At 42.7% G+C, this 25,640-nt stretch carries 23 protein-coding genes and 1 tRNA gene; 7 read left to right on the forward strand and 17 right to left on the reverse strand.

Features of this window, described 5'->3' with window-relative positions; genetic code table 11:
* Positions 1-475 precede the first annotated feature (475 nt).
* The 5 genes from JN178_RS10875 to pnp form a co-directional block, all read right to left on the reverse strand.
* Positions 476-823 (reverse strand): hypothetical protein, encoded by a 348-nt coding sequence (locus JN178_RS10875; protein ID WP_202261598.1) that lies wholly within the window; start codon positions 821-823, stop codon positions 476-478.
* Between the two features lie 139 nt (positions 824-962).
* Positions 963-1,397: a hypothetical protein gene (locus JN178_RS10880; RefSeq protein ID WP_202261599.1), complete on the reverse strand. Its 435-nt coding sequence runs from the start codon at positions 1,395-1,397 to the stop codon at positions 963-965.
* A 481-nt stretch (positions 1,398-1,878) separates the two neighbouring features.
* On the reverse strand, positions 1,879-2,274 hold the full coding sequence (locus tag JN178_RS10885; RefSeq protein ID WP_202261600.1) for a hypothetical protein: 396 nt from the start codon (positions 2,272-2,274) through the stop codon (positions 1,879-1,881).
* 247 nt (positions 2,275-2,521) lie between these two features.
* Positions 2,522-2,815: a DUF1244 domain-containing protein gene (locus JN178_RS10890; protein WP_061485818.1), complete on the reverse strand. Its 294-nt coding sequence runs from the start codon at positions 2,813-2,815 to the stop codon at positions 2,522-2,524.
* Positions 2,816-2,977: 162 nt separating this feature from the next.
* Positions 2,978-5,089, reverse strand: a complete 2,112-nt coding sequence (gene pnp / locus JN178_RS10895) for a polyribonucleotide nucleotidyltransferase (RefSeq protein WP_202261601.1) — start codon at positions 5,087-5,089, stop codon at positions 2,978-2,980.
* Positions 5,090-5,415: 326 nt separating this feature from the next.
* Between pnp and JN178_RS10900 the strand changes: the two genes are divergently transcribed.
* Positions 5,416-5,970: an HNH endonuclease gene (locus JN178_RS10900; protein WP_202261602.1), complete on the forward strand. Its 555-nt coding sequence runs from the start codon at positions 5,416-5,418 to the stop codon at positions 5,968-5,970.
* On the opposite strand, the gene JN178_RS10905 is transcribed toward JN178_RS10900, so the two are convergent.
* The 5 genes from JN178_RS10905 to JN178_RS10925 form a co-directional block, all read right to left on the reverse strand.
* Positions 5,967-6,902 (reverse strand): mechanosensitive ion channel family protein, encoded by a 936-nt coding sequence (locus JN178_RS10905; protein WP_202261603.1) that lies wholly within the window; start codon positions 6,900-6,902, stop codon positions 5,967-5,969. The genes JN178_RS10900 and JN178_RS10905 overlap by 4 nt on opposite strands.
* A 186-nt stretch (positions 6,903-7,088) precedes the next feature.
* Entirely contained in the window at positions 7,089-8,336 is a 1,248-nt protein-coding gene (locus JN178_RS10910; protein WP_202261604.1) for a glutamate-5-semialdehyde dehydrogenase, read from the reverse strand.
* Complete coding sequence (proB, locus tag JN178_RS10915; protein WP_202261605.1) at positions 8,333-9,442, reverse strand: glutamate 5-kinase; 1,110 nt, start codon at positions 9,440-9,442, stop codon at positions 8,333-8,335. The genes JN178_RS10910 and proB overlap by 4 nt, the downstream gene beginning before the upstream one ends.
* A gap of 16 nt (positions 9,443-9,458) precedes the next feature.
* A complete protein-coding gene (putP, locus tag JN178_RS10920) occupies positions 9,459-10,958 on the reverse strand; it encodes a sodium/proline symporter PutP (protein WP_202261606.1) in 1,500 nt (499 codons plus the stop codon).
* A 432-nt stretch (positions 10,959-11,390) separates the two neighbouring features.
* Entirely contained in the window at positions 11,391-12,428 is a 1,038-nt protein-coding gene (locus JN178_RS10925) for a DNA topoisomerase IB (RefSeq protein ID WP_202261607.1), read from the reverse strand.
* Positions 12,429-12,835: 407 nt separating this feature from the next.
* Here JN178_RS10925 and JN178_RS10930 point away from each other — a divergent pair, with 407 nt between their 5' ends.
* On the forward strand, positions 12,836-13,393 hold the full coding sequence (locus JN178_RS10930) for a hypothetical protein (RefSeq protein WP_202261608.1): 558 nt from the start codon (positions 12,836-12,838) through the stop codon (positions 13,391-13,393).
* A gap of 170 nt (positions 13,394-13,563) precedes the next feature.
* Entirely contained in the window at positions 13,564-14,394 is an 831-nt protein-coding gene (locus JN178_RS10935) for an HAD family hydrolase (RefSeq protein ID WP_159625720.1), read from the forward strand.
* A gap of 2 nt (positions 14,395-14,396) precedes the next feature.
* On the opposite strand, the gene JN178_RS10940 is transcribed toward JN178_RS10935, so the two are convergent.
* Both JN178_RS10940 and JN178_RS10945 read right to left on the reverse strand, forming a co-directional pair.
* The gene (locus JN178_RS10940) at positions 14,397-15,101 is read right to left on the reverse strand and encodes an SDR family NAD(P)-dependent oxidoreductase (RefSeq protein ID WP_202261609.1); all 705 of its coding nucleotides are present in this window, start codon (positions 15,099-15,101) and stop codon (positions 14,397-14,399) included.
* Between the two features lie 26 nt (positions 15,102-15,127).
* Positions 15,128-15,652, reverse strand: a complete 525-nt coding sequence (locus JN178_RS10945; protein WP_202261610.1) for a DUF2878 domain-containing protein — start codon at positions 15,650-15,652, stop codon at positions 15,128-15,130.
* 214 nt (positions 15,653-15,866) lie between these two features.
* Here JN178_RS10945 and JN178_RS10950 point away from each other — a divergent pair, with 214 nt between their 5' ends.
* From JN178_RS10950 to JN178_RS10960, 3 genes are all read left to right on the forward strand, one after another.
* Entirely contained in the window at positions 15,867-17,498 is a 1,632-nt protein-coding gene (locus tag JN178_RS10950) for a diacylglycerol kinase family protein (RefSeq protein ID WP_202266036.1), read from the forward strand.
* Positions 17,499-17,502: 4 nt separating this feature from the next.
* Positions 17,503-18,849 carry an NADP-specific glutamate dehydrogenase gene (gene gdhA, locus JN178_RS10955; protein WP_202261611.1) on the forward strand — a complete coding sequence of 449 codons (1,347 nt, stop codon included), beginning with the start codon at positions 17,503-17,505 and terminating at the stop codon, positions 18,847-18,849.
* Positions 18,850-19,042: 193 nt separating this feature from the next.
* A complete protein-coding gene (locus JN178_RS10960) occupies positions 19,043-19,498 on the forward strand; it encodes a hemerythrin domain-containing protein (RefSeq protein WP_159625729.1) in 456 nt (151 codons plus the stop codon).
* A gap of 184 nt (positions 19,499-19,682) precedes the next feature.
* Here JN178_RS10960 and JN178_RS10965 read toward each other — a convergent pair whose 3' ends face one another.
* Positions 19,683-19,841, reverse strand: coding sequence for a YqaE/Pmp3 family membrane protein (locus tag JN178_RS10965; protein ID WP_014949371.1), 159 nt, complete (start codon positions 19,839-19,841; stop codon positions 19,683-19,685).
* Between the two features lie 232 nt (positions 19,842-20,073).
* Positions 20,074-22,368, reverse strand: coding sequence for a GGDEF domain-containing phosphodiesterase (locus JN178_RS10970; RefSeq protein WP_202261612.1), 2,295 nt, complete (start codon positions 22,366-22,368; stop codon positions 20,074-20,076).
* A gap of 282 nt (positions 22,369-22,650) precedes the next feature.
* Here JN178_RS10970 and JN178_RS10975 point away from each other — a divergent pair, with 282 nt between their 5' ends.
* Complete coding sequence (locus JN178_RS10975) at positions 22,651-24,066, forward strand: sensor domain-containing diguanylate cyclase (protein ID WP_202261613.1); 1,416 nt, start codon at positions 22,651-22,653, stop codon at positions 24,064-24,066.
* 313 nt (positions 24,067-24,379) lie between these two features.
* Here JN178_RS10975 and JN178_RS10980 read toward each other — a convergent pair.
* The 3 genes from JN178_RS10980 to tpiA all read right to left on the reverse strand — a co-directional run bounded on the left by JN178_RS10980 (position 24,380) and on the right by tpiA (position 25,606).
* Positions 24,380-24,465, reverse strand: a tRNA-Leu gene (locus JN178_RS10980).
* A 12-nt stretch (positions 24,466-24,477) separates the two neighbouring features.
* A complete protein-coding gene (gene secG / locus JN178_RS10985) occupies positions 24,478-24,852 on the reverse strand; it encodes a preprotein translocase subunit SecG (protein WP_202261614.1) in 375 nt (124 codons plus the stop codon).
* Between the two features lie 10 nt (positions 24,853-24,862).
* Complete coding sequence (tpiA, locus tag JN178_RS10990) at positions 24,863-25,606, reverse strand: triose-phosphate isomerase (RefSeq protein WP_202261615.1); 744 nt, start codon at positions 25,604-25,606, stop codon at positions 24,863-24,865.
* Between the last annotated feature and the right edge of the window lie 34 nt (positions 25,607-25,640).

A 25,640-nucleotide genomic window follows, 5' to 3' on the forward strand; every position in this document is an offset into this window, starting at 1 on the left:
CGTGTAAGCGTCCCAGTGACCGAAGGGAACGACTTTAGCGCTTTGTTAGAAGCAGAACCTGTTCCGTTGGCCTTTTTAAAAACTAATGAAGCCAGCATACGATTGATTGTTAACGCAAACAAGAGAAACGACAGCGCGATGATGCTTTTGATTTAACTGAAGCAAGCCGCCATTTGAACTAACAAACGCATTGGCGCTTGCTGGCTGAAAATAAGAACTTGGTGTTAAAGCGCCTAATGCGCAACCTTTGAATTTAATGCGGCGACATTAAAACTACCAAAAGCCAGAGCGATGCTATTGAAGACAGGTAAGGGTAGTTGCACTGATAAATTTATAGAGCCAAACGAAGTTTAGGCTGACGCCTTCTAACTTTTAAATAAGGGGCGCAGACATGTGGGCTATAATGCGAAGCAGCCCACGTGTATGCGTCCCAGCGAACGAAGTGAGTGACTTAATTTTTTTGTTAGGTGCGAGCTTATTCATAGACCCCTTGCTTTGTAATCAAGCATCTAGGGCAAAAAGCCTTACCTTTTAATGCCAATTCATTACAGTCAGCAAATTGACAATTGTTAGTTGAATAACCATTGTACTTTTTAAGTAACGCACTTACGTGTTTCCTCAATAGATGATCTTTGCTGACATCAGTTGGAGAGTCAATTTTCACAGCAAATAGTGACTGTACTTTGTCGAAGTGATCAACTAACCAATGTTGAGAACAAGTTGAACATTTGAGAATAGATTGCCAACCATTCCCATAACTTTGCATTTCAGGCATTGAATTGAAGTAACTATCATTTCTCCAACCAATAACTCTTATATCCATGCTTTGACACTGACATTTCACTTGTAGCACCTAACGGCCCGCATAACGGGCAAAAATACGTAGGCTATAATACCGAGCGAAGCGAAGGGAGCCTACGTGTTTTTGTCCCAGCGAGCTTGCGAGCGAGTTTATGCGATTGTTAGGTGCGTGGCCAAGATGGAGCACCGTTTTCTCTAAACAAAACGCCAAAATTAATGCATTTAACGATACCAAACTGAACCTGTAACTCCAGCCACTCATCTTCATAATTGATTGACGTAAAGCCACCAAAATCATCATATTTTGGTTTGGAGTTAAGCATTGAACTTAGAAGTTCAACAGCAGTTTTTTCACTTAGCCCGATGAGACTACTACCAAACAGTTTGGCCTCTTTATTATGAACTTCTAGCCACCCAAGTCGATTGTCACTGTCTGGTTCAAATGACAACTCAATTTCCAGTTCGTTGTATTGAATACGCTTACAGCCACTATCGGTAAAGTAACTTTTATCTGGGCTCCCCAAAAGTTTTTGAGCTTCGTTTTCAGTGATACCGAATAAAAGTGAGTCTATTCCTTTGCCAATGTATAGATCCATCCATTTACCTCAAAGCACCTAACTTTTAAATAAGGGGCGATAACGCGTAGGGCATAATAGCGAAGCGGCCCTGCGTGTTAGCGTCCCAGTGGGCTTTAGCCCACGACTTAATTTTTTTGTTATACACAAACCGTATGTTAACTGCCAGCATGTTGAAGAAAATAGGGTAAAAGTACTGAATAAAACAACCAACGTTTTTAGCTTTTACTTGCTGCCAAAGAAGAGAGCTGCTTGAGTTGAAAAGCGGTGCTTTCAAGCTTCCTTCGATGCTGACCGAAAACCAAAACGAACCTCCAAAGCCGTTGTAAAAAAGTAATGAACTTCGGCCTGACTTTTACTAAAGAATGGGTGGTGTATAACGCCCCAACTTTGGGGCACAAATACATGGGCTAAAATAACGAGCGAAGCGAGGGAGCCCATGTGTTTGTGTCCCAGCGAACGCAGTGAGCGCCAACAGTTGTTTGTTAGCTGCACATGCTGATTAAACCGCAATTATTAATGTTAAACAGACAATAATTAGCCAACCGTAAATACTAAAGTACTTGAGCATATCAGATTGCAACATAGGCAAGTAGTTTTGACTGAACTCTGCTGCTACACGTGGAAACATAGCAATACCGAAGCCAATGCTTGGAAACAAAAAGAAAAACATAAAGCGGGGATCGCGAATAGTCGAAACTGGTTCATAGAAGGAATAAATGCCTGATTTACCCAAAACTAAAATCATTCCCAAATAAAGCGCAAATAATAAAGAGGCTATTTTTTCAGCCCTCCCCCAAATCTTGGGGTCGTCAAAAGTGCCATATTCGTTGAAATGACGCACAGCAAAAAAAGACGGAATAGAAATTAAAACAACTGTTGAGATTAATGTTTCCATATTTGCAGCTAACAACTTACTCGTCCCCAAACCGTCATGCTAATCCACACCACTTTAGGGTATTTGCTCATTTAATTGCTCACTACTTTAAACCACAACCGACAGAGAAATAAAGCAAAAACCGTGTTGTCGTTTTTCGCTCATATATTAAAAACAACAAATCGGTGTTTAGGTGATTTTGGTGTATTTCACGCAGCCAAACACAAAAAAGCCAGCTTTCGCTGGCTTCTTAAACACATAGCAACTGTTACTTTTTCTGTCTAGCAGCAAGCTTTTCAAGCTGCTCGTCAGTGGCAGGAAGCTGGTGCTTTTCTTTCCATTCTGAATACGGCATTTTGTATACCACTTCGCGTGCAGCCTCGTAGTCTATATCGGCGCCCTGCTCGCTTGCAGCCGCAGAATACCATTTTGCCAAGCAGTTACGGCAGAAATCCGCCAAAATCATCAGGTCGATGTTCTGAACGTCTTTGTTCGCGTCTAAGTGCTCTACTAAACGGCGGAATACCGCGGCTTCTACTTCAGTTTGCGTTTGCTTATCCATTATTAATTACCTCTTAAAAAGCGCTTTCGTTATGGCTTAAAAGTGTGGGTAAACGGGTAAAACCCAACCCGTTATTATTTCTTTAAACCCAAAAACGAAAAAAGGGAGCCAAGCTCCCTTTTTACTTATATGTGACTAACTAGGTTTAAAACCTAATTGCCATTATTCTGCGTCGTCAGACTTAGGCGCAGGCTTTTCTAGAAGCTCTTTAATGCTTAAACGTACACGGTTTTGGCGATCAATTTCCATAACCTTAACGTCAACCATTTGGCCTTCTTCTAGGTAGTCAGTTACTTTGTTCACACGCTCGTGAGCGATTTGTGAAATGTGAACAAGACCCTCTTTACCTGGAAGTACTTCTACAAACGCACCGAAGTCTACAATACGTGTAATCTTACCGTTGTAAGTCTTACCGACTTCAATTTCAGCCGTTACTTGCTCAATCTTGCTAATAGCGATGTCTGCTTTCGCACGCTCTGTCGCGAAGATTTTGATAGTACCGTCGTCTTCAATCTCAATGTTAGTGTCAGACTCTTCAGTAATTTGACGGATCATCGCGCCGCCTTTACCGATAACGTCACGGATCTTGTCTTGGTCAATCTTCATTGTGTAGATGCGTGGCGCAAATTCACTTAGCTCTTCACGGTGACCGCCAATGGCTTCGTCCATGGTCTTAAGAATGTGCAAACGTGCTTCTTTTGCTTGTTTAAGCGCAATTTGCATGATTTCTTTAGTGATACCTTCAATCTTGATGTCCATTTGAAGTGCAGTAATACCTTCGGTAGTACCTGCTACTTTGAAGTCCATGTCGCCAAGGTGATCTTCGTCACCAAGGATGTCTGAAAGTACAACAAAATTGTCGTCGCTCTTAACAAGACCCATTGCGATACCCGCAACAGACGCTTTAATTGGTACACCTGCATCCATAAGCGCTAGTGAAGTACCACAAACAGAGGCCATTGATGAAGAACCGTTTGATTCTGTGATTTCAGAAACCACACGAACTACATACGGGAATTCTTCTTCACTTGGCATTACTGCTTGAATACCACGCTTCGCTAGACGACCGTGACCAATTTCACGACGCTTAGGCGAACCAATCATACCGGTTTCACCAACACAGTATGGAGGGAAGTTGTAGTGAAGCATGAAACGGCTGTCGCGCTTACCTTGAAGCTCGTCAATCATCTGTGCGTCACGCTCTGTACCAAGCGTAGCAGCTACAAGTGCCTGCGTTTCACCACGAGTGAATAGTGCAGAACCGTGAGTACGCGGAAGAATACCTGTCGCTACGTCTAGTGCACGAATCATTGCTGGGTCACGACCATCAATACGTGGCGCTCCAGATAGAATGCGTGAACGTACTACGTCAGACTCAAGGTCATGAAGAAGGTCTAGAACTTCTTTCTTGTCTTGATCTTCGTCTTCAGCAAGGATAGCTTCAAGAGCTTTTTCAGTTGCTGCAGTTACCGCGTCTTTACGCTCCAACTTGTCAGAAATCTGGTAAGCCGCAGTCATTTCTGCTTCAGCTAGTGCTTTAACTTTATCTTTAAGTGCAGTGTTTTCTGCTTCTGGCGCCCAGTCCCACTTCTCAGTGCCAACTTCGGCTGCAAATTCGTTGACCGCGTTAACTACTGTTTGCATTTGCTCGTGACCGAACATAACCGCACCTAGCATAGTATCTTCAGAAAGCACGCTTGCTTCTGATTCAACCATAAGTACTGCGCCTTCTGTACCCGCAACAACAAGGTCAAGTTCGCTTTCAGCTTGCTCTTCGTTGCGTGTATTTAGAATGTATTCGCCGTTGCTGAAACCAACACGTGCCGCACCAATTGGGCCGTTGAATGGAATACCAGAAATAGCAAGGGCTGCAGAAGTACCAATCATAGAGATGATGTCTGTAGGGATATCTGGGTTAGCAGACATTACAGTAACAACAACCTGTACTTCGTTTTTGAAACCTTCTGGGAATAAAGGGCGGATTGGACGGTCGATAAGACGTGCAATCAAGGTTTCGCCTTCAGATGGACGACCTTCACGCTTGAAGAAACCACCTGGGATTTTACCCGCAGCGTACGCTTTTTCTTGGTAGTTAACAGTTAGTGGGAAGAAGTCTTGATCTGCTTTGGCTTCTTTTTTACCAACTACTGTTACCAGTACAGACGTGTCGTCCATGCTCGCAAGAACCGCAGCTGTTGCCTGACGAGCAATTACACCCGTCTCTAGAGTTACAGTATGCTGTCCATACTGAAATGATTTAGTAATAGGAGTCACTATTTGTCCTTTAATTTCAATCTTTATTTATCGCTTTTAAACGCGGCGCATAGTATAGCCATGAAGTGGAATTAATACCATGGTCAAATGCAGCCCCGCGAAGAATTTGTCGTGTTATTGGGTGTTTTATCGTAATGCTCTATCGCACCATGACTATATGAAATATCTGTGAAATTTCAATTATTGACTATATTTTCATCATACTGACACAAAAAAGCGTATGCTAGAACAAAAAGGAAACAAGTCGTCTTCACTTTTCACAAGTAAACAAAAGCGAAAACAAGTCAAAAAGAACGTCTAAAAATAAGTGTGCTAAGGGGGTTACCATGTTGGTACTTCGATTAAATAAAGCAGGCATGCCACAAGAGTGGATAGATGTTGAACAAGCTGCAAAGCTCTATAGCCAAGATAAGGTATTGTTTGAGCTAGGCAGTGATGCTATTACCTTGAAAGGTGGCTGGAATCATCAGGGCCTTCAAAGCCAACTTACACTGTCGAGCATAATCGCGTGTGATGGCAAGGTAACTGATCTTTCTGGCAAAGTGGCACTTACCAATCGATATCTGTTTCGAAGAGACAGTTACCTTTGTTTGTACTGTGGCCATCAATTCACGCCAAAACAATTAACTCGCGACCACATTATTCCCCGCTCACGAGGTGGCAAAGATACGTGGACGAATGTAGCAACGGCTTGTCAGCGCTGTAATCACGCCAAAGGCGCAAAAACCCCAGAAGAAGCAAACATGCCATTGCTTGCCGTACCATTTAGACCCAACGTTTATGAACGCTTTTACCTTATGAACAGGCGAATACTGGCTGACCAAATGGCATTTTTGCAAAGTCACTTTACCAGCAATCGCCGCTGGGCCTGCAATGTTTAAAGGCTACTATTGCTGGCTGTAACACTGTGAGGAAGTTGCGCTGCTGATTGGTCAACCTGTTGCGATTCAATCTGCTTTTGCTCTTCTTTCATTGCTTTAAACCATAGGCTTAGCCAATCGGAACACATTTTGTGCTCTAACTCGTGAGCCTCAGCAGTTGGGCAAAACAGACTAACTTTAACTACCACTTTGGCAAGTTCGTTGGTCTTTATTTCTACTTCAGGATCGATTCGAATAAACTCTTGTTCTAAGTGGCGTTCTATCAAGCCTTTATAGCGCTCTGCCACATCACGAAAATACTCACAATGGGCTTGTGCTCTTGCATGGAAGGCAGGTAACAAGCTATAAGCATTAACGGTTGGCTCGTTCACAATTTCAAACGAATGTAATCGGTAGCGACGCATAAAGTTTAAGTTTCTTACCGTCTGGGTCACCAATTGGCTATTTGGCACATATACGTGCTTACCTGTGTAATTGAATGTCTCTGCATCAACTTCTAGCAACGCGGTTTTGGCCCAGTCCATTTCAACCACTTCACCAATCACGTTGTTCATTTGGATCCAATCACCTACCCTGAAAGGCCTTGCCCCCAAATAGTAAATGAACCCCATAAAGCACTGAATAAATTCTCTGGTGGCCAGTACAATTGCTACCATGAACGCCGCAATAGAGATAGCTAAGGTTTGAATTTCTGACGACCACACCATCATCAACAAAATAATAATGAATGCGTTGCCGAGCTGTTCGAGGATGTTTATTTGATTGCGGCGGTCTTCACCGCGACGAGAACTTCGCCGTTTGATAAGGCGCAAAATGCCTTTCTTGATGTAGTGCAGAATGACCAAAAGCACCAAAGATGTGAGCAGCTTATACTCATTGGCAAATGCAATGAGTTGTTGCCACAACTGCGCTGGGTCTATCACTATCTCCATGTCGGCTCCATCTTGTTGCGAAGTGCAGTTATTGTTAGTGATGCGTAACAATAAACTTATGATAAAACATAAAAAAGCGCCGACTACTGTCAGCGCTTTGCATTATGAAGCATGAAGACTTGAGGCACAATCCCGACCAGTTAGACCGGGTAATTAGTGTGCAGCCTCATTTATAAGCCAATCACGTTATTCGCGAATTTGACCTTCGCCATTGACTAAATATTTCTCAGATGTCAGCGACTCGAGTCCCATTGGGCCATACGCATGTAACTTGGTTGTGGCAATACCAATTTCTGCACCGAGTCCAAGTTGGCTACCGTCAGAAAAACGCGATGACGCGTTAACCATTACCACACTTGCGTCAACAGCACGCTGGAACAATTTGCCCTTTTCTGCGTCTTCGGTACAAATAACTTCGGTATGGTTACTACCAAATTGCGCAATATGATCGATTGCGGCATCGAAGTCATCAACAACGCGAATAGCAATTTCAAGCCCTAGATACTCTTCACCGTAAGCGTCTTCCGCGATGATGTCAGCATCAGTGAAATAGGCACTGCCCTTTTCATTTACATGTACCTTAACGCCTTTCTCTTTAAACGCCTCAGCTACTTTAGGAAGGAAATCACCTGCAACAGCAGAATGAACCACTAACCCTTCAAGGGCGTTACATACACCTGTGCGTTGCGTTTTACCGTTAAGTAATAAACCCATTGCCTTATCAAGGTCAGCGTCTTGGTCTACATACAAGTGACACACACCTTTAAAGTGCTGGATAACCGGCACCTTCGCGTTATCGGTAACGTAGTTAATTAACCCTTCGCCACCGCGCGGAATAATTACGTCAATGTAATCGCGTTGCTCCATAAGCTCTTGCATTAGTGTGCGATCTGGATTTGGCACTACAGTGACCAATGCTTTTGGTAGATTGTGCTTTTCAAGTACATCCTGCATAAGCTCAGCAATCGCTAAACTTGTGTCTAACGCTTCTTTACCACCACGTAAAATAACCGCATTACCAGACTTGAAACACAGCGCGCCAGCGTCTGCGGTAACATTAGGTCGTGCTTCATAAATCATACACACAACCCCTAATGGAATACGCATCTTCTTAATTTCTATCCCATTAGGGCGAGTGCCAATAACACGCTCTTTACCAACCGGATCGTCAAGTTCAACAATAACTTCGATACCTTCGGCCATAGATTCAATACGCTCGTCGTTCAAAATCAAGCGGTCTACCATGGCAGCATCAAGGTTGTTTTCTTTTGCTCGTGCTACTTCTTTCTCATTAACCGCAATGATTTTGTCTTTGTTTGCGCGAATAGCTGCCGCCATGTCAGTTAACACCGCGTTTTTTTGGCTTTCACTTAAAATAGCCAATGTACGTGCAGCTTGTTTTGCCTGTTGTGCTAACTCTGTAATAATACTCATTCTTTCTCCAGATTTGCTATGTGCTGATCAGAAATAATCGGTCCTGTTTTCTCTTCGAATTCGTTGGCGAACTCTTCATTTTCCTGATTAGCAATAAAATTCAATAAACAGCTACTGTAATTCGATTTAGCTTTCACTAACTTGGTTCCATCTTCTTTACGAACCAAAATGGTATCGCCTACCGAAAACTCACCTTTTACGTCAACGATCTCGCTACTGGTAAGTTGGTCTGCATTGCTGTCGAGTGAGGCATCGAAGTCACCTTCTACAATTACCTCGCCCTGCGCGTTCGACGTATGTCGCATCCAATGCACATTTTCTTGCATCGGTTTCGCGTGGGGCTTGAAGTGCGTGCCTGGGTTTTCACCATTTAGCAGCATATTAAACGACAGCTCAGTAAAGCCGTTAATAATATATGTGTCTATACCATGCGAAACAGCTTTTTCAGCCGCTTCTATTTTAGTGCGCATACCACCAGTACCCACACCACCTTTCACTGCACCACCTGCCATGGCATATATAGACTCATCAATGTGATCTACTGTTTTCAGCAAGGTCGCATCATCATGTTCATGCGGATTCTTGTCGTACAGTCCATCGATGTCTGAACAGATAATCAGTGCGTCTGCTTCTGCGGCCGATGCCACCATTGCAGACAAGTTATCGTTGTCTCCAACCTTTAATTTATCGGTTGTTACCGTATCGTTCTCATTAACGATAGGTAGGATATTGTTATCCAACAGACTGAAAATTGTTTCGCGAATACTTACGTAACGCTCACGATCACGCAAGTCCGCGTGTGTAAGTAGCATCTGCGCCGAAGGAAAATCAAACAGTCTATCCCACGTCGCTATCATTTCAGTCTGACCTGCGGCAGCCATTGCTTTTTTAACCGCTATGTCTGATTTTTCTTGCTCTGGAAACAGGTGTGCGCCTGCAGCTACCGAACCAGAAGAAACTAACACCACTTGGGTACCATTCGCTCTGCAACGTACGATAAATTGAGCAATACTCAATAGATAATGACTACTGCACCCTTGTTGATTGGGCGATATCAGTGCACTACCTACCTTTATCACTACACGTTTCCAATTAGGGTTACTCATAATAAACTTTTAAACCTTAAGATTGTTGATTCGCTAATTCTTTACTGGCTTGCATAAATGTTTGTTGAACACTTAATGAAGGGCTTTCATCCAATCGACTTACCCCATAAAGCAACAATGTGCTCACTGCAAAACCAGGAATAATTTCATATACCACGCTGCTCAACGTTTCACCGCCATCAAGCACCGGAGCGTAAATCCAAAATAAAACGGTGATTGCACCGCCCATCATCCCTGCAAGTGCCGCTTTTGCGGTAAGATCCTTCTTATATAAACAAAAGAGTACTAACGGCCCGAATGCTGCGCCAAATCCAGCCCACGCATTACTGACCAGTGACAAAATCGTGTTAGAGGCATCCAACGCCAGTAGCAGAGCTACAATTGCAACGCCTGCTACGCCGTAACGACCGATGGTCACTGTTTGCTTTTCGCTTACTTCTTTTTTCGTCACTACACGATAAATGTCTTCCGTAAGTGAACTTGCACTCACTAACAATTGTGACGAAATCGTACTCATTATGGCTGCCAAAATAGCTGCCATTAGAAAACCGCTAATGAGCGGGTGAAACAATAATTGTGAAAAAACGATAAATATTGTTTCTGGATCATCCACTGCCAAATTAAATTGATTAGCGTATGCAATACCAACAAAGCCTGTCGCTAACGCGCCAATAATAGTCACAGTCATCCACGACATACCGATATTTCGGGCCGTACTGACAGCATTCACTGAACGTATCGCCATAAATCGAACAATAATGTGAGGCTGACCAAAATACCCAAGGCCCCACCCCAAACTCGACAGTAAACCTACAACCGTTAGTGTTTCTAACGATTCTGAAAAACTCGGCACGGATTTATACGCTGCCGACGTCATTTGGGTCACACTATCGAACTCACTGAAGGCAACGATAGGAACCAGAACAAGCGCGATAAACATAATGCAGCCTTGTACAAAGTCAGTAAGACTTACCGCAAGAAAGCCACCTAACAAGGTATAAGAAACAACTACACCGAGTGTGATGAAAAGCCCCAACTGGTAATCAACTGAAAATGCGCTTTCAAACAACTTCCCGCCTGCTACCAGCCCTGCAGATGTATACAGCGTAAAAAACATAACGATGATGGCAGCTGACACTATGCGTAAACTAGCATTTGGCGTATTGAATCGTTTTGCAAAAAATTCAGGTACCGTAAGTGCGTCATCTGCGATTTCAGTGTAAACACGCAGTTTTGGCGCTACTAATAAATAATTGGCAAGGGCACCAGCCACTAAGCCTATCGCAATGTATACCGCATCAAACCCCGATACGAACATTGCACCTGGTAGCCCCATCAACATCCAACCAGACATATCTGACGCGCCAGCTGATAGCGCGGTGACGTGCGGACCTACTTGTCGGCCGCCCAAAATATAACCCGAAATATCACTTGTGGACTGGCGGTAGGCGAAAAGACCTATCCCAAGCATCGCTATAAAATAAACCGATAGCGACAAGTAACTTTCTAATGGCATAACGTAGAACTAATCCTCTTTTGCTCATAGTAGTAACGATTACTGTTCTCGACATTCAAGCGTTCTTAAATGTACACACGACTGATCTCACGAATCCGTCATGCAAGCTCTTATCTCTTCACAGAACTTCATATAATAAGCACTATTTAAGTAGAGCAATAATCATTAGAGCTCTAACAATATAAAGGTTTTATAATTTATTTCAAGTTCAATTATTGTTCAAACAGGTCTTAAACCGCTTTAATACGAATTATTAACCATTCTTGTTTCACACGAAGAAACGGCGTTTAAATTAAAATATTTTATATTGATATCAATAACAAAGGCACAACCAAAAGATTCGTGAAACACAATTAAAACGGTACAAAGAACTATATTTTATGCAAAGTAAGTGCTTTTAAAATCATTTTGAAAAAGAAAGCATTATTTAACTCATTGAGGCGAAATAATGTCCATAAGAACCTTTTCAACAGGTGAAAGAGCCTCAAGGTTGTATTCGGCATCAAGAGAAAATGAGTCGATTTTGGAAAGCGTATCTTGAAGCTGTTGAGGGGCGTCATCCAAACATAATAGCTTCGGGTGAATGTAATACTGGCGACAGACGCTGGGCGTGTTTCCTATTTCAGCAGCAACGCGTTTACTTAATGTGCTCTGCCATTTCTTATTTGTTGACTCTTGTATTTCGCGGTATGTATCACCTAAGCACATTAACGCAAAGCGACTTGCTGCCCATGTTCGAAAATCTTTGCAACTAAAGTCTTCACTCATTTTGTCGTGAATAAACGCATTAACATCTTCACTGGTTATATCGTGCCATCGTGATGACTCATCTTTGTATCGAAATAGGCTGTAGCCTTGTTGCTGCGCACTTTCGCAAATAAGCTTAGCTAGTTCAGGGTCGTCAATACTCAGATTACGTGTTTTACCATGCTTACCAATGTAAGAGAGCGCCACACCATCTTCACAAAAACTTTGAAGATGTTTACGACGTAGGGTTGTAAGTCCAAACGTATTATTCTGCTTGCTGTATTGTACGTTACCGACACGTGCACCTGTGTAGTCGAGTAAAAGACAAACCAGCGCGCAAGCCCTCTCGTAGTTCCATGCCTCTTTTTCAACCAGCTCCAAGCAGCGCTGCCGAAACTGAGGAAGCTGTTTTCCAAATTCCAACAAGCGAGAAAACTTTACCGCTTGCTGATGCTCATGCCAGTGTTGATGATAGATGTATTGCTTTCGTCCCTTTTCATCTATTCCAATTGCTTGAATACTCGCTTTACTGTCTTTACTAATTTTCGTGTCATGCCAGTTTGGCGGCACGGCCAAACCCTTAATACGATTGAGCACACGCTTACTATTTACTTTTCTGCCACTTGCATAGCGGTAATAAAAGCGTTTTTTACCGCACTTTATTCTGCTTATTGACAGGTGCTTGTCGTCGCCGTAGTGATAACACAACCCCACTTTTTCCACTGCAACACTCCATTATCGCGCTTCAATTCCCTATTGATTACAGACAACACCTCAACAATGATCACCATTATTGATACAAAGCAGGGTCTGTAAGGCTTTCGCAAGGTATGCGTAAATTACACACACCATGTAAGTCCGGGGGATAGCTGCTATTACTAAGGTCGTTTTAAATATTGCCTCTTTTTTAATAATAGCTGGTGGTTGAAAGAAGATTAAACAGGTGTAATGACCGCCACTACTCTATAAAATTCAATGACATAAAAACTAAATAACGAGCTTGGGATACGCCATACTTCCAAATTCTGTAGTGCCCAAATGGGGTCGGAACGTAACTTGAATACACTTTTACCATAGATTAGAGAAACGTATTTCTCGTTGAGTCAAACACGGATATTTAGGGTGCTAAGATGTCTACTACATTTTCAAATCACAATAATTTGCGAGGGGCGGTTATTTCAAGTAACAAGCTACAAGTGGCTGCTATTTTCGAGTCAAAACAACGTGCTCAACAAATGGTTGAGATTGTTCGCGATAATACTGAGGTTGAGCCGTCGCAAATCGAATTGATTGATGCGGGTGATCCTTACTTTAGCGAAAAACTTGAAAAAAGCAGCAATAAAATTGGGCGCAGTTTGTGGTCTTCACATTTGTTGCTTGGTAGCGTTGGCTTTCTTTTTGGAATGTTTGCCGCGTTCTTGCTTACGCAGTTTGGCCCTGCACTTACGCAGCAAAATGTCCTCTTCACTTATATCGCACTTATCAGTCCAGGAATATTTGTAGGGCTATTTATTGCAGGGTTGATGGGGTTGCGCCCTGATAGAGACCATCTCATTCAGTCAGTCAAACATGCGATACGCTACGGCAAAGTCGCCATGGTGATAAATATGCGCAAATCACAATCATCTGATGATGTGATCACTGTATTAGATAGACATGCCGGCAATGTTGTTGAGTCGGTTAGATAAAAGTAATCTACCGAGCATTTTTCGGTACTACTGATTATAACGGTTGGTTCTGGTACGACATCATAAAAGGAATGTAAACAAAACGGCAATAATTGCGTATTATGCTTAATTGCCGTTTTATTTTCTGGCCGTTTCTATTGGCCCTTTTTTTGAAGTTGGTTGGGCACATCATGGACCTTATATTTTTCGACTTAGACGGAACATTACTCAATAAGTCTTCGCAAATTTCGTCATACACAAAAGACACCCTTGGGCTACTTGCTGAAAATGATATTGCATATACCGTTGCAACAGGTAGAACCATGCACTCTGCTCAGCATGTTATTCAAGATACGCCGTTTGTATTGCCTCACATCTATAATAATGGTGTTGCCATTTGGGACCCAACTGGCAAGGCACTTACTCTCGAAAATTTGCTGGCTCCGAACGAAGTAAATACTATTTTATCCTGTGCAAAGGAAAACAATATTACGCCTTTTATCAACACCGTTGATTTGGCGAGTGATAATCACGAACACGTTATTTACCATTCTGCACCAATGCATCGCGTCGAGCGTGAACTCATCGACAAGTATTTTTCGCGTACTAAGGCGGTACTAGAAAGTGCAGAACGCCTCCCGCTTCATGCTCACATTACCAACATAAGCATGATTGGAGATGCCAAAGTAATTTATGAGATGTATCAGCAGCTAAACGCTACAGAAGGCCTTATCGCTTATTCAGGACCGGCAATAGAAGGCGAAGAGTATCGCTGGATGGACGTGCACCATAAGTTAGCGAATAAAGGCAGTGCGGTTGAAATTCTAAAATCTCAATTGGGTGCTACTAATATTATATGCTTCGGCGATAGCGACAATGATATCAGCATGTTTCAATTTGCTGATGAAGCTTATGCGCCATCTAACGCGAAGCAAATGATTAAAGAAGCCGCAACATCAGTTATCGGTCATCATGATGAAGATGGCATTGCACGCTTTCTTAGAGAGCGCTTTTCACTGTAAAATTACCAATTAATTGCTTTTCTGTCTTTGAAGAACTTTCCATTGGGGCCTCCTTTTTTGTGCATAGCTAACCAAATAATGGTATCGGCCCCCTCTTCTGGTGTTTTCGGTGCATCAGCCCCCCCCATACGAGTATGAACCCAACCTGGCGTCATACTATTTACCATAACGTCAATATCATCGTCTTTAGCAGCTTCGTCTACCACAGCGGCCATTTTCACCGTTAATGCGTTTAACGCAGCTTTGGAGATGGCGTAGCACAATGGCCCTTGTAACTGATCATTAAAGCTTCCGTAACTAGAACTCACATTAATAACTCGGCCAAATTTGCGCTCGATCATTTGCGGTAGTGCTTGCTGTATCAACGTAAGCGGTGCATTCACGTTTACTTGCATCGATTTGGCGAATTGTTCTGCACTGACATCGCGCCAGTATGTATCATCAAGCACGCCAGCATTGTTCACCAAGATATCTATTGGCCCAAAAACCGCTTCAGCTCTTACAAACGCATCAACAATCGCGGTTTCGTTGTCTAGCGGCATTTCTATAACGTGAAGGTCGCCACCAACAATATCCTTTTTGGCCTCTAAACCAGACTCTTCGTCTCTACAAGCCAGCAAGACTTTATAACCCTCTTGCAAAAGGCCCTTTACTACTTCTAAGCCGATACCACGATTTCCACCTGTTACTAAGACATTTTTTGTCATTGTATTAACACTCCTTGCAAGTACGTTTATATTGGCTGTCGATCAAGTTTTGTCGATAAGAAAAAGCTAAACGGAAATACTACGCTCCAAACTACTGCTATCGCCGCGTACGCCCACGTCATACTTAGACCTAGTTCAACGGCGCCAAACTTAGCACCGGCTATATAACTTAGCGGCGCAAAGATTGCCCCGCCCGCCGCGGCCAACAACACCCGGCCTTGAAACATCGTCATGCTGTGATAAACAGTACCCGCAAAAGCTGCCCACAGCAGACTGAGCCAGATAGGTATGGGCCAACCAGGCAATAAGACTTCTGTTTCATTGAAGATAAAAAGCCCTACGTTTGTCAAAGCAGCATCAACTATTGTTCCCAGTAAGAATAACGTACCCATCAGTTTGGCATCTTCAAGGCGCTTAGGAGACACCGATATCCATGCCAAAATCAGTAACATAACGGGCATTACCGCGTCATTCTGAAAAAGAATAACTAACCACCAGATAGTTTGAAACCAGACGAAATTGCCTACTTTGATAACGGTACTTCGGTTCATCAGCCCTACTCTTTTAAACAGCAATACGTGCAGATACACATATTCTTAAATCAACATGTTGCACGCGTTTATACAATTGGAGTACGTCTCCAATTTTAAGTAAGTTCATTTTAAGAAACATTCCCACTGATGCGGTGCGACGGGTATGAAAGTAATCGAAATGAAGGACAACACGTATAGAAGCATATAGAAAGTAGCAAAGGATATGTTTTACGTGAAAATGGTTAAATACTACGTGCTTGGCGCTATTATTGCTCTACTGCTTACGGTGTGGGCACCTAATGTGCTATTAGCGGTGCTTTTTGCATGGACCGCATTTTCTTTAATTGCTGTAAGCAGTGCTTATCTGCTGAACTATCCAAGCTTATTTCGCAAACGTGAAGATGGGTCAATTCCTTTTTACATTCGGTGGATTTTTATTCCTTTTTTGTTGGGCTCTTGGTTATATAACGAGTATGCAAGAAGAACTGATAAAGTCCCTCCTCTTCAACAAATTGAGCCTCAGCTTTTTCTGGCATGTCGCATGTCATCGAAGCACGTAGAAATATTAAACGACAATAATATCGATGCCATTTTAGATGTCACGGCCGAATTTGACGGTCTAGATTGGACCGCTTACCAAGAAGACTTCCGCTATCTGAATATTCCTGTGCTTGATCACACCAGTCCCACGCCAGAGCAACTTGTAATGGCAATAAACTGGCTACAACAGCAAATAGACGAAAACAAGAATGTTGTAGTGCATTGTGCGTTAGGGCGTGGGCGTTCTGTGTTAGTCGTGGCCGCATTTTTACTCGCGAAAAAACCTAGCCTTTCAGTAAATGAAGCACTTTCTCAAATTAATGATATTCGCCAAACCGCTAGACTCAACAAGCGCCAATTGGCGGCACTTGAGAAAGTAAAAGAAGGTGGTCTACTGTCTTTGCAACAAAAATTAACCCTCATTGTGAACCCTGTTGCAGGCGGTGGAAAGTGGGATGAATATAGAGACGAAGTACTTTCAAGGCTTAATGAAAAGTTTAGCGTTACAGTGAAAGAAACCACGCCAGATATCAATGGTAAAACACTTGCCGAAGAAGCGCGTAATAAAGGGGCAAAAATTGTTGTAGCGTGTGGCGGTGACGGCACGCTAACTGAAGTTGCAAGTGCATTGATAAATAGTGATGTGGTGATGGGTATAATTCCCTTCGGCACCGCAAATGCGCTAAGCCAAGTGCTGCATGGTTACTTGAGCAAGGTAATGCCTATCAGTACCGCGTGTGATGTCATTATAGCGGGCGATACCATGGCTATCGATACAGCAACATGTAACGACCACGTCATGTTACTGGTTGCAGCTGTAGGCTTTGAGGAAAAAATGATTTCTGCAGCAGACCGTGAACAAAAGAATATGGGCGGTCAGTTTGCCTACCTAAAAGGCCTTTGGAATGCCATATCCAACAACGAAAATATGGCTTTCTCTATGACTATAGACGATGAACAGCAAACAACATTAGAAACCCCAAGTTTAGTTATTGCCAATGCCGCGCCGATGACAACAGCACTTGCCCAGGGTTCTGAGCCCCCCGATATCACTGACGGAAAGCTCGATTTAACATGGCTAACACCGCAAACGAATTCAGATAGACAGTTTCTTTCGCTTGCAGAGCTTGTGCTTAGCCCCGCACAGGCAAAAAAGCAAAGTGACTCAATTCAGCATAAGCAAGGTAGCGAAATAACACTGCACTTCGACAGTGTTACCCCCTACGCCGTCGACGGTGAGATTTATGAAAGTGACAAACTTGTGATCACATCCCGTCCTCGCAGTTTGACGGTACTGACCAATTTCGAAAAAAAGGAGCGTTAAGCGAATGCCACAACTTAGTAACTTTGATGAAATATATCAATTTTTGCATAAGCGCTTTGAAAATGAAAAAGAGTATCTTCAGGCCGTACATGAAGTGCTTCAAGATATAGTGCCTATCTACAATGCTAACGAAGCATACAAATCTTTGGACGTAATACGGCGGCTTTGTATGCCTGAGCGCATTATCTACTTCACAATTTCATGGATGAACAGTGATGGTGATATCGAGGTAAACCAAGGTTGGCGGGTTCAACACAACTCAGCAATGGGGCCCTACAAAGGCGGCTTGAGGTTTCACCCAACTGTGAACTTATCAGTACTAAAATTTCTTGCCTTTGAACAGTGCTTTAAAAATGCCCTTACTGGCCTCCCCATGGGAGGAGGTAAAGGAGGTGCGGATTTTAACCCCAAAGGAAGAAGTGATAGAGATATCATGCTTTTTTGCCAAGCTTTCATGCGAGAGCTCCAACGCCATATTGGAGCAAATACTGATGTGCCAGCAGGAGACATTAACGTAGGTGCAAGAGAAATAGGTTATCTCTATGGTGAATACCGACGACTTAATAACAGGTTTGAAGGTGTACTAACGGGTAAAGGACTAGAATTCGGTGGTAGCTACGTAAGAACTGAAGCCACGGGCTTTGGTCTCATCTATTTTTTAGAGGCTGTTTGCCGCGCTCAGGATAGCTTTGTTGAAGGTAAGACCGTAATTATTTCTGGCGCTGGTAATGTCGCGCTTCACGCTGCACTTAAGGCCAGTGAAAAAGGCGCTAAAGTAGTGACGCTTTCTAATAGTCGTGGCCTTTTGTATAACGAGCAAGGTCTAAGCGAAGCCGACATAACTTGGGCCATCGAAAATCATAACCAGCGCGATAACATTTTACTTGATATGGCAGATGAAGGGATGGGTAAATGGCAACCCGATGCAACCCCATGGCATATCAAGTGCGATATTGCTCTGCCCTGCGCTACGCAAAATGAGTTAGACGAGAGCGATGCTCGCAAGCTCATAGAGAAAGGCTGCACAATGATTTTAGAAGGTGCAAATATGCCCTGTACTGACAAAGCACAAAAAGTATTTTTTGATGCCAAAGTGACTTACGTTCCAGGAAAGGCATCTAATGCAGGTGGAGTCGCGCTCTCTGGTCTTGAGATGTCGCAAAATGCAATGTTTAGTCAACGTAACGCAGACACCTTAGATGAGCAGTTACAAACCATTATGAACCATATTCACAACCTTTGTGTTACCGAAGGTAAGCACGACGGCGAAACTTACATCAACTACATGAAAGGCGCTAATGTCGCCGCTTTTAGAAAGCTCGCTGACGCAATAGTGGCGCAAGGTGTTTAGCACCTTGCACCACAAGGGTGAGCACTATTTTTCCAAGAGTTATGTAATTTTTTCTTCGCTTTATATTTACCTCTAACACCCTCGCATGGCATAGACAAAAAAAGCCCATAAAAACATAGAGTAAGCATTGTTTTCCCGATTGGAATAGTTCTCGCATTAGTAAAAGCGTTCGAAACTACCTGAGGAAAATAATATGCAAATTTTTGAAGCACTACGTCAAGATCATGAAAAACAACGTCTACTATTGAAGATCCTTGCTGAAACCAGTGGAAACACTGCTGCTAGACGAGAGTACTATGAAGAATTGAAAGTACAGCTAGAAAGTCACGCAGTAGCGGAAGAACGTCATTTCTATTCACAGTTACTTGAGAAAGATGCCACTGTGGATTTAACTCGACATGGCATAGCGGAACATCATGAAATTGATGAACTACTGGAAAAACTGGACGAAACCGACATGAGTTCACCAGGTTGGTTGCGTCACCTAAAAAACCTGCAAGATAAAGTAGAGCATCACCTTGCTGATGAAGAACAGGAATTCTTTCAAGTAGCGGGTAAAGTACTTAATGACCGCCAGAAATCAAAGCTTGCCGATGAATACCGTGAAGAAATGAAACTAGCGGTGGAATCAGCAACCACTGCCGCTTAATGGTGAGTCGGCAAACAATACACGGAACGTCAATTAACCCTAGCCCCAAAAAAGTGGCACTGCGCGAATTGAATACAAAAATGCCAGCTAAACACTGGCATTTTTTTATAATCAAAATCGTGAAAGGCGTCGACTTCGACACTGCGTTTTTGCAGTAAAGAAAAACAACGCCTGTAATGTTCACCTATTTTTTAGCGATGATGTATACCGCATGAATTACACCAGGAAAATACCCTAAGATCGTTAAAAGAATATTTATCCAAAAGTGAGCACCAATTCCTACCTGCAAAAATACACCGAGCGGCGGAAGCAAAATCGACAATAAAATACGAATAATATCCATAGTAAATTCCTTGTTGTTGAATTATTTTCACTATCTAGTGAGCAAAATTGTCACACTTTAGTGATTATGTAATGCATCTACTGGCACAATTCACGTCTTTATTTATTACGCTGTTTTTACTGCACATTAAGTGCCACTTATGTCGACAAAGACAACTGAAAACGAACATACAACCATGAACTTACTACTTTTTATTCGTAAATGTAATACATTCGGGTATCAATAAAAGAGACTAAGCGCCAAACGGCGTGTGTTGCAACCACGCTTCCAAATCATTTTTATTTAGCGGGCGACTAATAAAGTAACCTTGAACCACATCACATCCCCACTCTTTCAAAATTTCTAGTGAGGCTTTGTCTTCTACACCTTCTGCCACTACCTTTAGATGAAACGCACTGGCTAAGCGCAGTACAGTATGGACGATCTGTTGATCGTTTTCGTCACTTGCCAGCGATAATATAAAGCTCTTATCAATTTTAATGGTTTTAACAGGTAAGTTCTTAAGGTAGGCAAGTGAGGAATACCCTGTTCCAAAATCGTCGATTGCAAAATGAAACCCTCGTGCAGTGAGCTCAGACAAGTTTTCAATAGCCAACGACGCATCTGCAACTAAGTCACTTTCTGTTATTTCAAGCTCAAGGGCTTCAGGAGACAAGCCTTCATCATTGAGCTTCTGAACCAATTTATTCAGCAAAACTTTGTTTTGAATATCTTGAGTCGAAAGATTCATTGCAACAGTAAAGTGATATCCTTTACTCCTAAAGTACGCCAAGTCGGTGATAGTTTGTTGCATTACCCATGTCGTAACCTGTTCAATAAGACCGGCTTGCTCTGCAATAGTAATAAACTCATCTGGCGGAACAAATCCTAGTACACTGTTGTTCCACCTTATCAGCGCTTCCATACTGGAAACTCTCATGCTAGCTAGGTCAACTTTAGGCTGATACACCATCGAAAGTTCATCTTGTTGGCTTGAAAGCGCGCGTTTAAGTTCCGTCGTTATCGAAAGCCTTCTTGAGTATTTGTCCTCAAGCTCAGCGCGATAATTAACACACCAATTCCCCGAATGAATCGCTTCGTCAGTAACAATGTTCATCTTTCTGAACAATTCTTCAGAGGTAGAGGCATCTTGAGGACAATTGATAATAGCCATCGCTACCTTGACTGGAATTGCAATAAGGTTACTTTCAACCGGCTGTTCTAAAATATGTCTTAATGTATTGAGCTGGTCTTCGGTTAGGTGCTGTTCAGTGATATATAAGATCTCGCCGCCTGCCAAACGCGCTGAGGTACCTGGCCAACGCTGCAACCTAATAGCCAATGTTTTAAGCGTATTATCCCCATTTGAATAGCCGTACAAATCATTGATCGTTCGAAAACCTAGCACCGTGATAGCAATAACCTGAACAGATTTTTTCTCGGCCATTTGATTTTCAAAATAATCTTCTACGAAATTGCGATTGTACAATCCGGTAAGTACGTCGTGCTGTGCCTGATAACGAATGTGCTTTTCACGACTTTTAATGCTGGCTTGCATGCTATCAACGGCATTGGCGAGTTCAGAAATTTCTTTAAGTTTCGAGGGTTTTTCAAGGGTGGCACCGTAATTACCCGACGCCACTTTATTCACCGCCGCAACCAAATTAGAAACGGGTTGGCTTACATTACGTGACAGCAGCATGGAAAGCGCTAATGCAATAAAAATTGCGATTACTGTAAAGGCAAGAATTGTTATTTGAATACTCGTAAACGCATTAAACGAGTCAGAGGTGTCCAACGCTAAGGTTATATTAACGGGCAAGCTAGTCTCAGATGAGATATTCACTTTGCGAGCGAAATAGTGGTGTTCACTGCCAAATGTCACTTCTAACCACGAGGGGTCATCTTCGAGCGCTAAGATAGAATTAGCAACAGGTTCATCAAGCGTTGTGGTCAACACCTGTTTTGACTGCTTTTCAGAGATTATGATTTCAGCATCAACAAGTGTTTTTAATTCATCTAACAACGTTTGGTCGAATTCGATACCGATAATCATGTAGTAGCGTAGTGTGGGAATTTCTACACGATAAAGGTTCAACTGCACTAGCTTGCCATCGACAACGAAAAAACCGCTATCTACGCCTTTTGCCGCTAACTGAAGTGTACTGTCGAGTTGTTGCCCTTCTTCAAATAAGGATGAGTGAGACACGACAACGGTATGGTCGAGACCGACTAGCGCTATTATATTAGTGTTAAGTCGTTGAGCGTAGCTGGTAAATGCCGCAGTTATGGAAGGAAGATCTTCTGTGCCCACTGCCCTTCTAAAATCAAATGAGCGAGATAAAACATTTGAAACGCTGCGTATGACTTCTTGGCGGTCATCTACAACTTTATCAAACACTTTTTCTGCTAATGCAATATCTTTGTCAATGCTCTCGACGACTAACGAATTAGCAGATTTCCAAACCGCGCCAATAATTAACAATGATGCTATTACAATTCCCAAAAACAGGGTTTGGAACAAGCTTTGACTTAGCGTTTTCTGCACTATAGCGCCTCTCGATGCATCTTATTGTATTTCGCTAACACAACCACTACTACCTTTCGACTAAAGAATAGCTGATTCTCACTTTTTCTGACAGTAGTAAGACGCTGTATTTCCACAAATTTAAATGTTTGTTACAAATTAGCCCTAGAGACTCAAACGGTCAGCTTAAAATTTGTAAGGACCTAATATAGCCGAATTGATACCTGCAATAGTTAAACAAATACGCAATAATATCTGGTACTATTCGCATCCAATGACCGATCGGGCTGTAAAGAGGTATTAATGTTCAAGGCGTTAGTGGGCAAGCATTATCAAAGTTTGCTTATATTAATACTCATTACTCTGTTATCCGTGTTCGCGGTTACAGGTTATGTCGCCATTAACAATATTGTCTCAGAACAAAGTCGCATTCAACAACAAGCCGTCAGCCCCGTCTACTCACTCGTTAATCGCGAGTTGCTAAAACCCCTTCATATTGCAGAGACATTCGCGGAAACAATCACGTTTGAACAAATTCTCAAGAACGACGTTGATGAATCGTTTCTCCTTGCGCAATTAGCGAGAATGGAAGAAAGGCTAGGCTTAATTTTTTTTGTCGCGTTAGAAAAACAACGTAGACAGCTCATGTCAGATGGACGCAGTTTCGATCTGATTGAGGGTGAAGTTTACTGGTATTTTGAAGCGCTAGACACCAAAGAACGTATCCTCGCTGACCTAGGCCAAGTGGGTAATGTCCATCTCTTTTTTGATGTGAAAATATACAGCGATAACGACGAATTTTTAGGCTTTGTCGGCGTCGGCAAGCCCATCAAATCTTTTATTGAGTCACTTAACAAATACAAAGCGCAATACGGTTACGATTTTCTATTTGTTAATGAGCGCAATCAAGTGCTTCTGTCATCTGTGCCAGATTATGTAGTAACCGATGATTACGTACCTGATCTTAAAAGCTTGCCATGGTTCGACGATGCCACTGTAAACCTCAATGATTTAAGCAATGTCATTGTAGAGAATGATGACAAAGAAGTTTTAATTTCAGAAATAAGTATTCCACAACTTAATTGGCGCTTGTTACTTCTAACGCCATTGGAGACAAGGCAAGCACAATTAACAAAAACCTTTGCGATAAACGCTTTACTTGCTTCATCGGTTATCATCATTGTTATATCTGGTATTTTCGCTGTATTTATTAGCTATAAGCGCAAACTAGAAAAGCGTATGGAAACAGATGCGCTTACAGGGCTTGCCAATCGTAGCTATTTGCAACGTCGTTATCAGCAGTTAAGAAAGCGTTCCGCTAATATTTGTATTGTCATGGTCGACCTAGACCATTTTAAGCAGATTAACGACCAATACGGTCACGGTGCAGGTGACGAAGTACTGCGCACAGCAGCAAACGTTTTAACTAATATACTTCGCAACGGGGATACAGTATGCCGCTGGGGCGGAGAGGAATTTGTATTACTTATCCCTGAAATAACCGCTCAAAACTGTATGGCGCTCGTTGAAAAAGCGCGCCGTGAAGTAGAACGCGGTAACGTAAAACACGGCACCCACACTATTACATTTACTGCGAGTTTTGGTGTGACAGCAGGCTCTACATCGCTTCAACTTTCTAAACACTTAGCTAACGCAGATATGGCGCTTTACGAGTCTAAGCGAAATGGAAGAAACAGAGCGACACTATTTAAAAAGTAGTGGCTTTCTAACTATCTTCTTCATAGCAGCGCAATATACTCTGAACGTTGCATAAATCACACATAATAAGGTCAATCACACGCTCCTATTAGACAGTGTATGGTAGCTTTTTAGTCGCGCTTTAGGTTGGGCATTGGGCTTTGGGCGTCAGCCCTCAAATCGTTAGTGTGGGGATATCGGAAAAGAAGAAGCACAAGCAGAAGCAGAAGTAGAAGTAGAAGCGAAACTAAAGTGACAACAGCAGTGAAGTATTGTTGTATTGCTAGTTTATCAACAAACAAAAAAACCGTAGCATTAGCTACGGTTTTTTAATTGGTGCGGAAAGCGGGACTTGAACCCGCACGAGCTATGCTCACCACCCCCTCAAGATGGCGTGTCTACCAATTCCACCACTTCCGCGAATTAGATTATTTAGTTGCTACCGTCTGTATCAGGTACATCCGACTGACTAGCGTCGTCTGCTACTGGAACATCTTGGTCAGCAGGTATTTCTACAGGCGCTTCAACTGCCGCAGGTACCTCAAGGTTGTTCCACTCGTCTTCCGCACTTTCGCGGTTTGCAGACAATGCACCTAGCATAAGGCTAATAAAGAAGAACAAACCTGCCAAAATAGCAGTTGTACGCGTCATAAAGTTACCTGAACCTGTTGATCCAAACACAGTGTTTGAACCACCTGAACCAAATGAAGCGCCCATGTCTGCGCCTTTACCTTGTTGGATAAGTACAAATCCAATCAATAAAAGTGCAACGATAAGGTATGCTACTAATAGCACTTCGTAAATCATAAATACCTCGTCAGTTTGCCGCTTGGCAAATTGAAATAAAATCTTCAGCTTTTAAACTGGCACCGCCAATTAAGCCACCATCGACATCTTGCTGCGAAAACAAGGTTGCCGCATTATCAGGCTTAACACTACCACCGTACAATATACGAAGGCCTTGCGCCAATTCTGCGTCTACTTTACTAAAGTAACCGCGGATAAATTCGTGAACTTCTTGTGCCTGTTCAGGGCTTGCTGTTTTACCTGTTCCGATAGCCCAAATTGGCTCGTAGGCAATAACACTTCGCTTAAGCTCATCAACTGTCATCAGTGATGTTAGCGCATTTAACTGCTCAGCAACAAAAGACTCTACGTCTCCAGCTTCTCTAACGTCAAGCGATTCGCCTACGCAGATAATAGGAGTAAGACCTGCCGCTATGCTTTTTTGCGCTTTTTGCGCAACCAAAGCATTCGACTCACCTTGATCTTCACGACGTTCAGAGTGACCTACAATTACATAATCACACCCTGCTTCTTTTAACATCTCTACTGATAGTTCACCAGTATGAGCGCCGTTATCAAGATGGCTGACGTTTTGAGCACCAATTGAAAAACCAACCTTTTCAAATCCGTGAAGTAGAACTGATGGCGCACAAACAACGACTTGTGCATCACACTTCACTTCAGCGAGCTTTTTGTTGAAGTCTGCTACAAGCGACAAACTTCCGTTCATTTTCCAGTTTCCAGCCACAAATGGCTGTCTTTCTATTTTACTCACAACGCAGACCTTAGCCCTGTCTTTCAAGCGGGCG

The sequence above is a fragment of the Alteromonas sp. KC3 genome, from assembly GCF_016756315.1.
GTDB lineage: Bacteria > Pseudomonadota > Gammaproteobacteria > Enterobacterales > Alteromonadaceae > Alteromonas.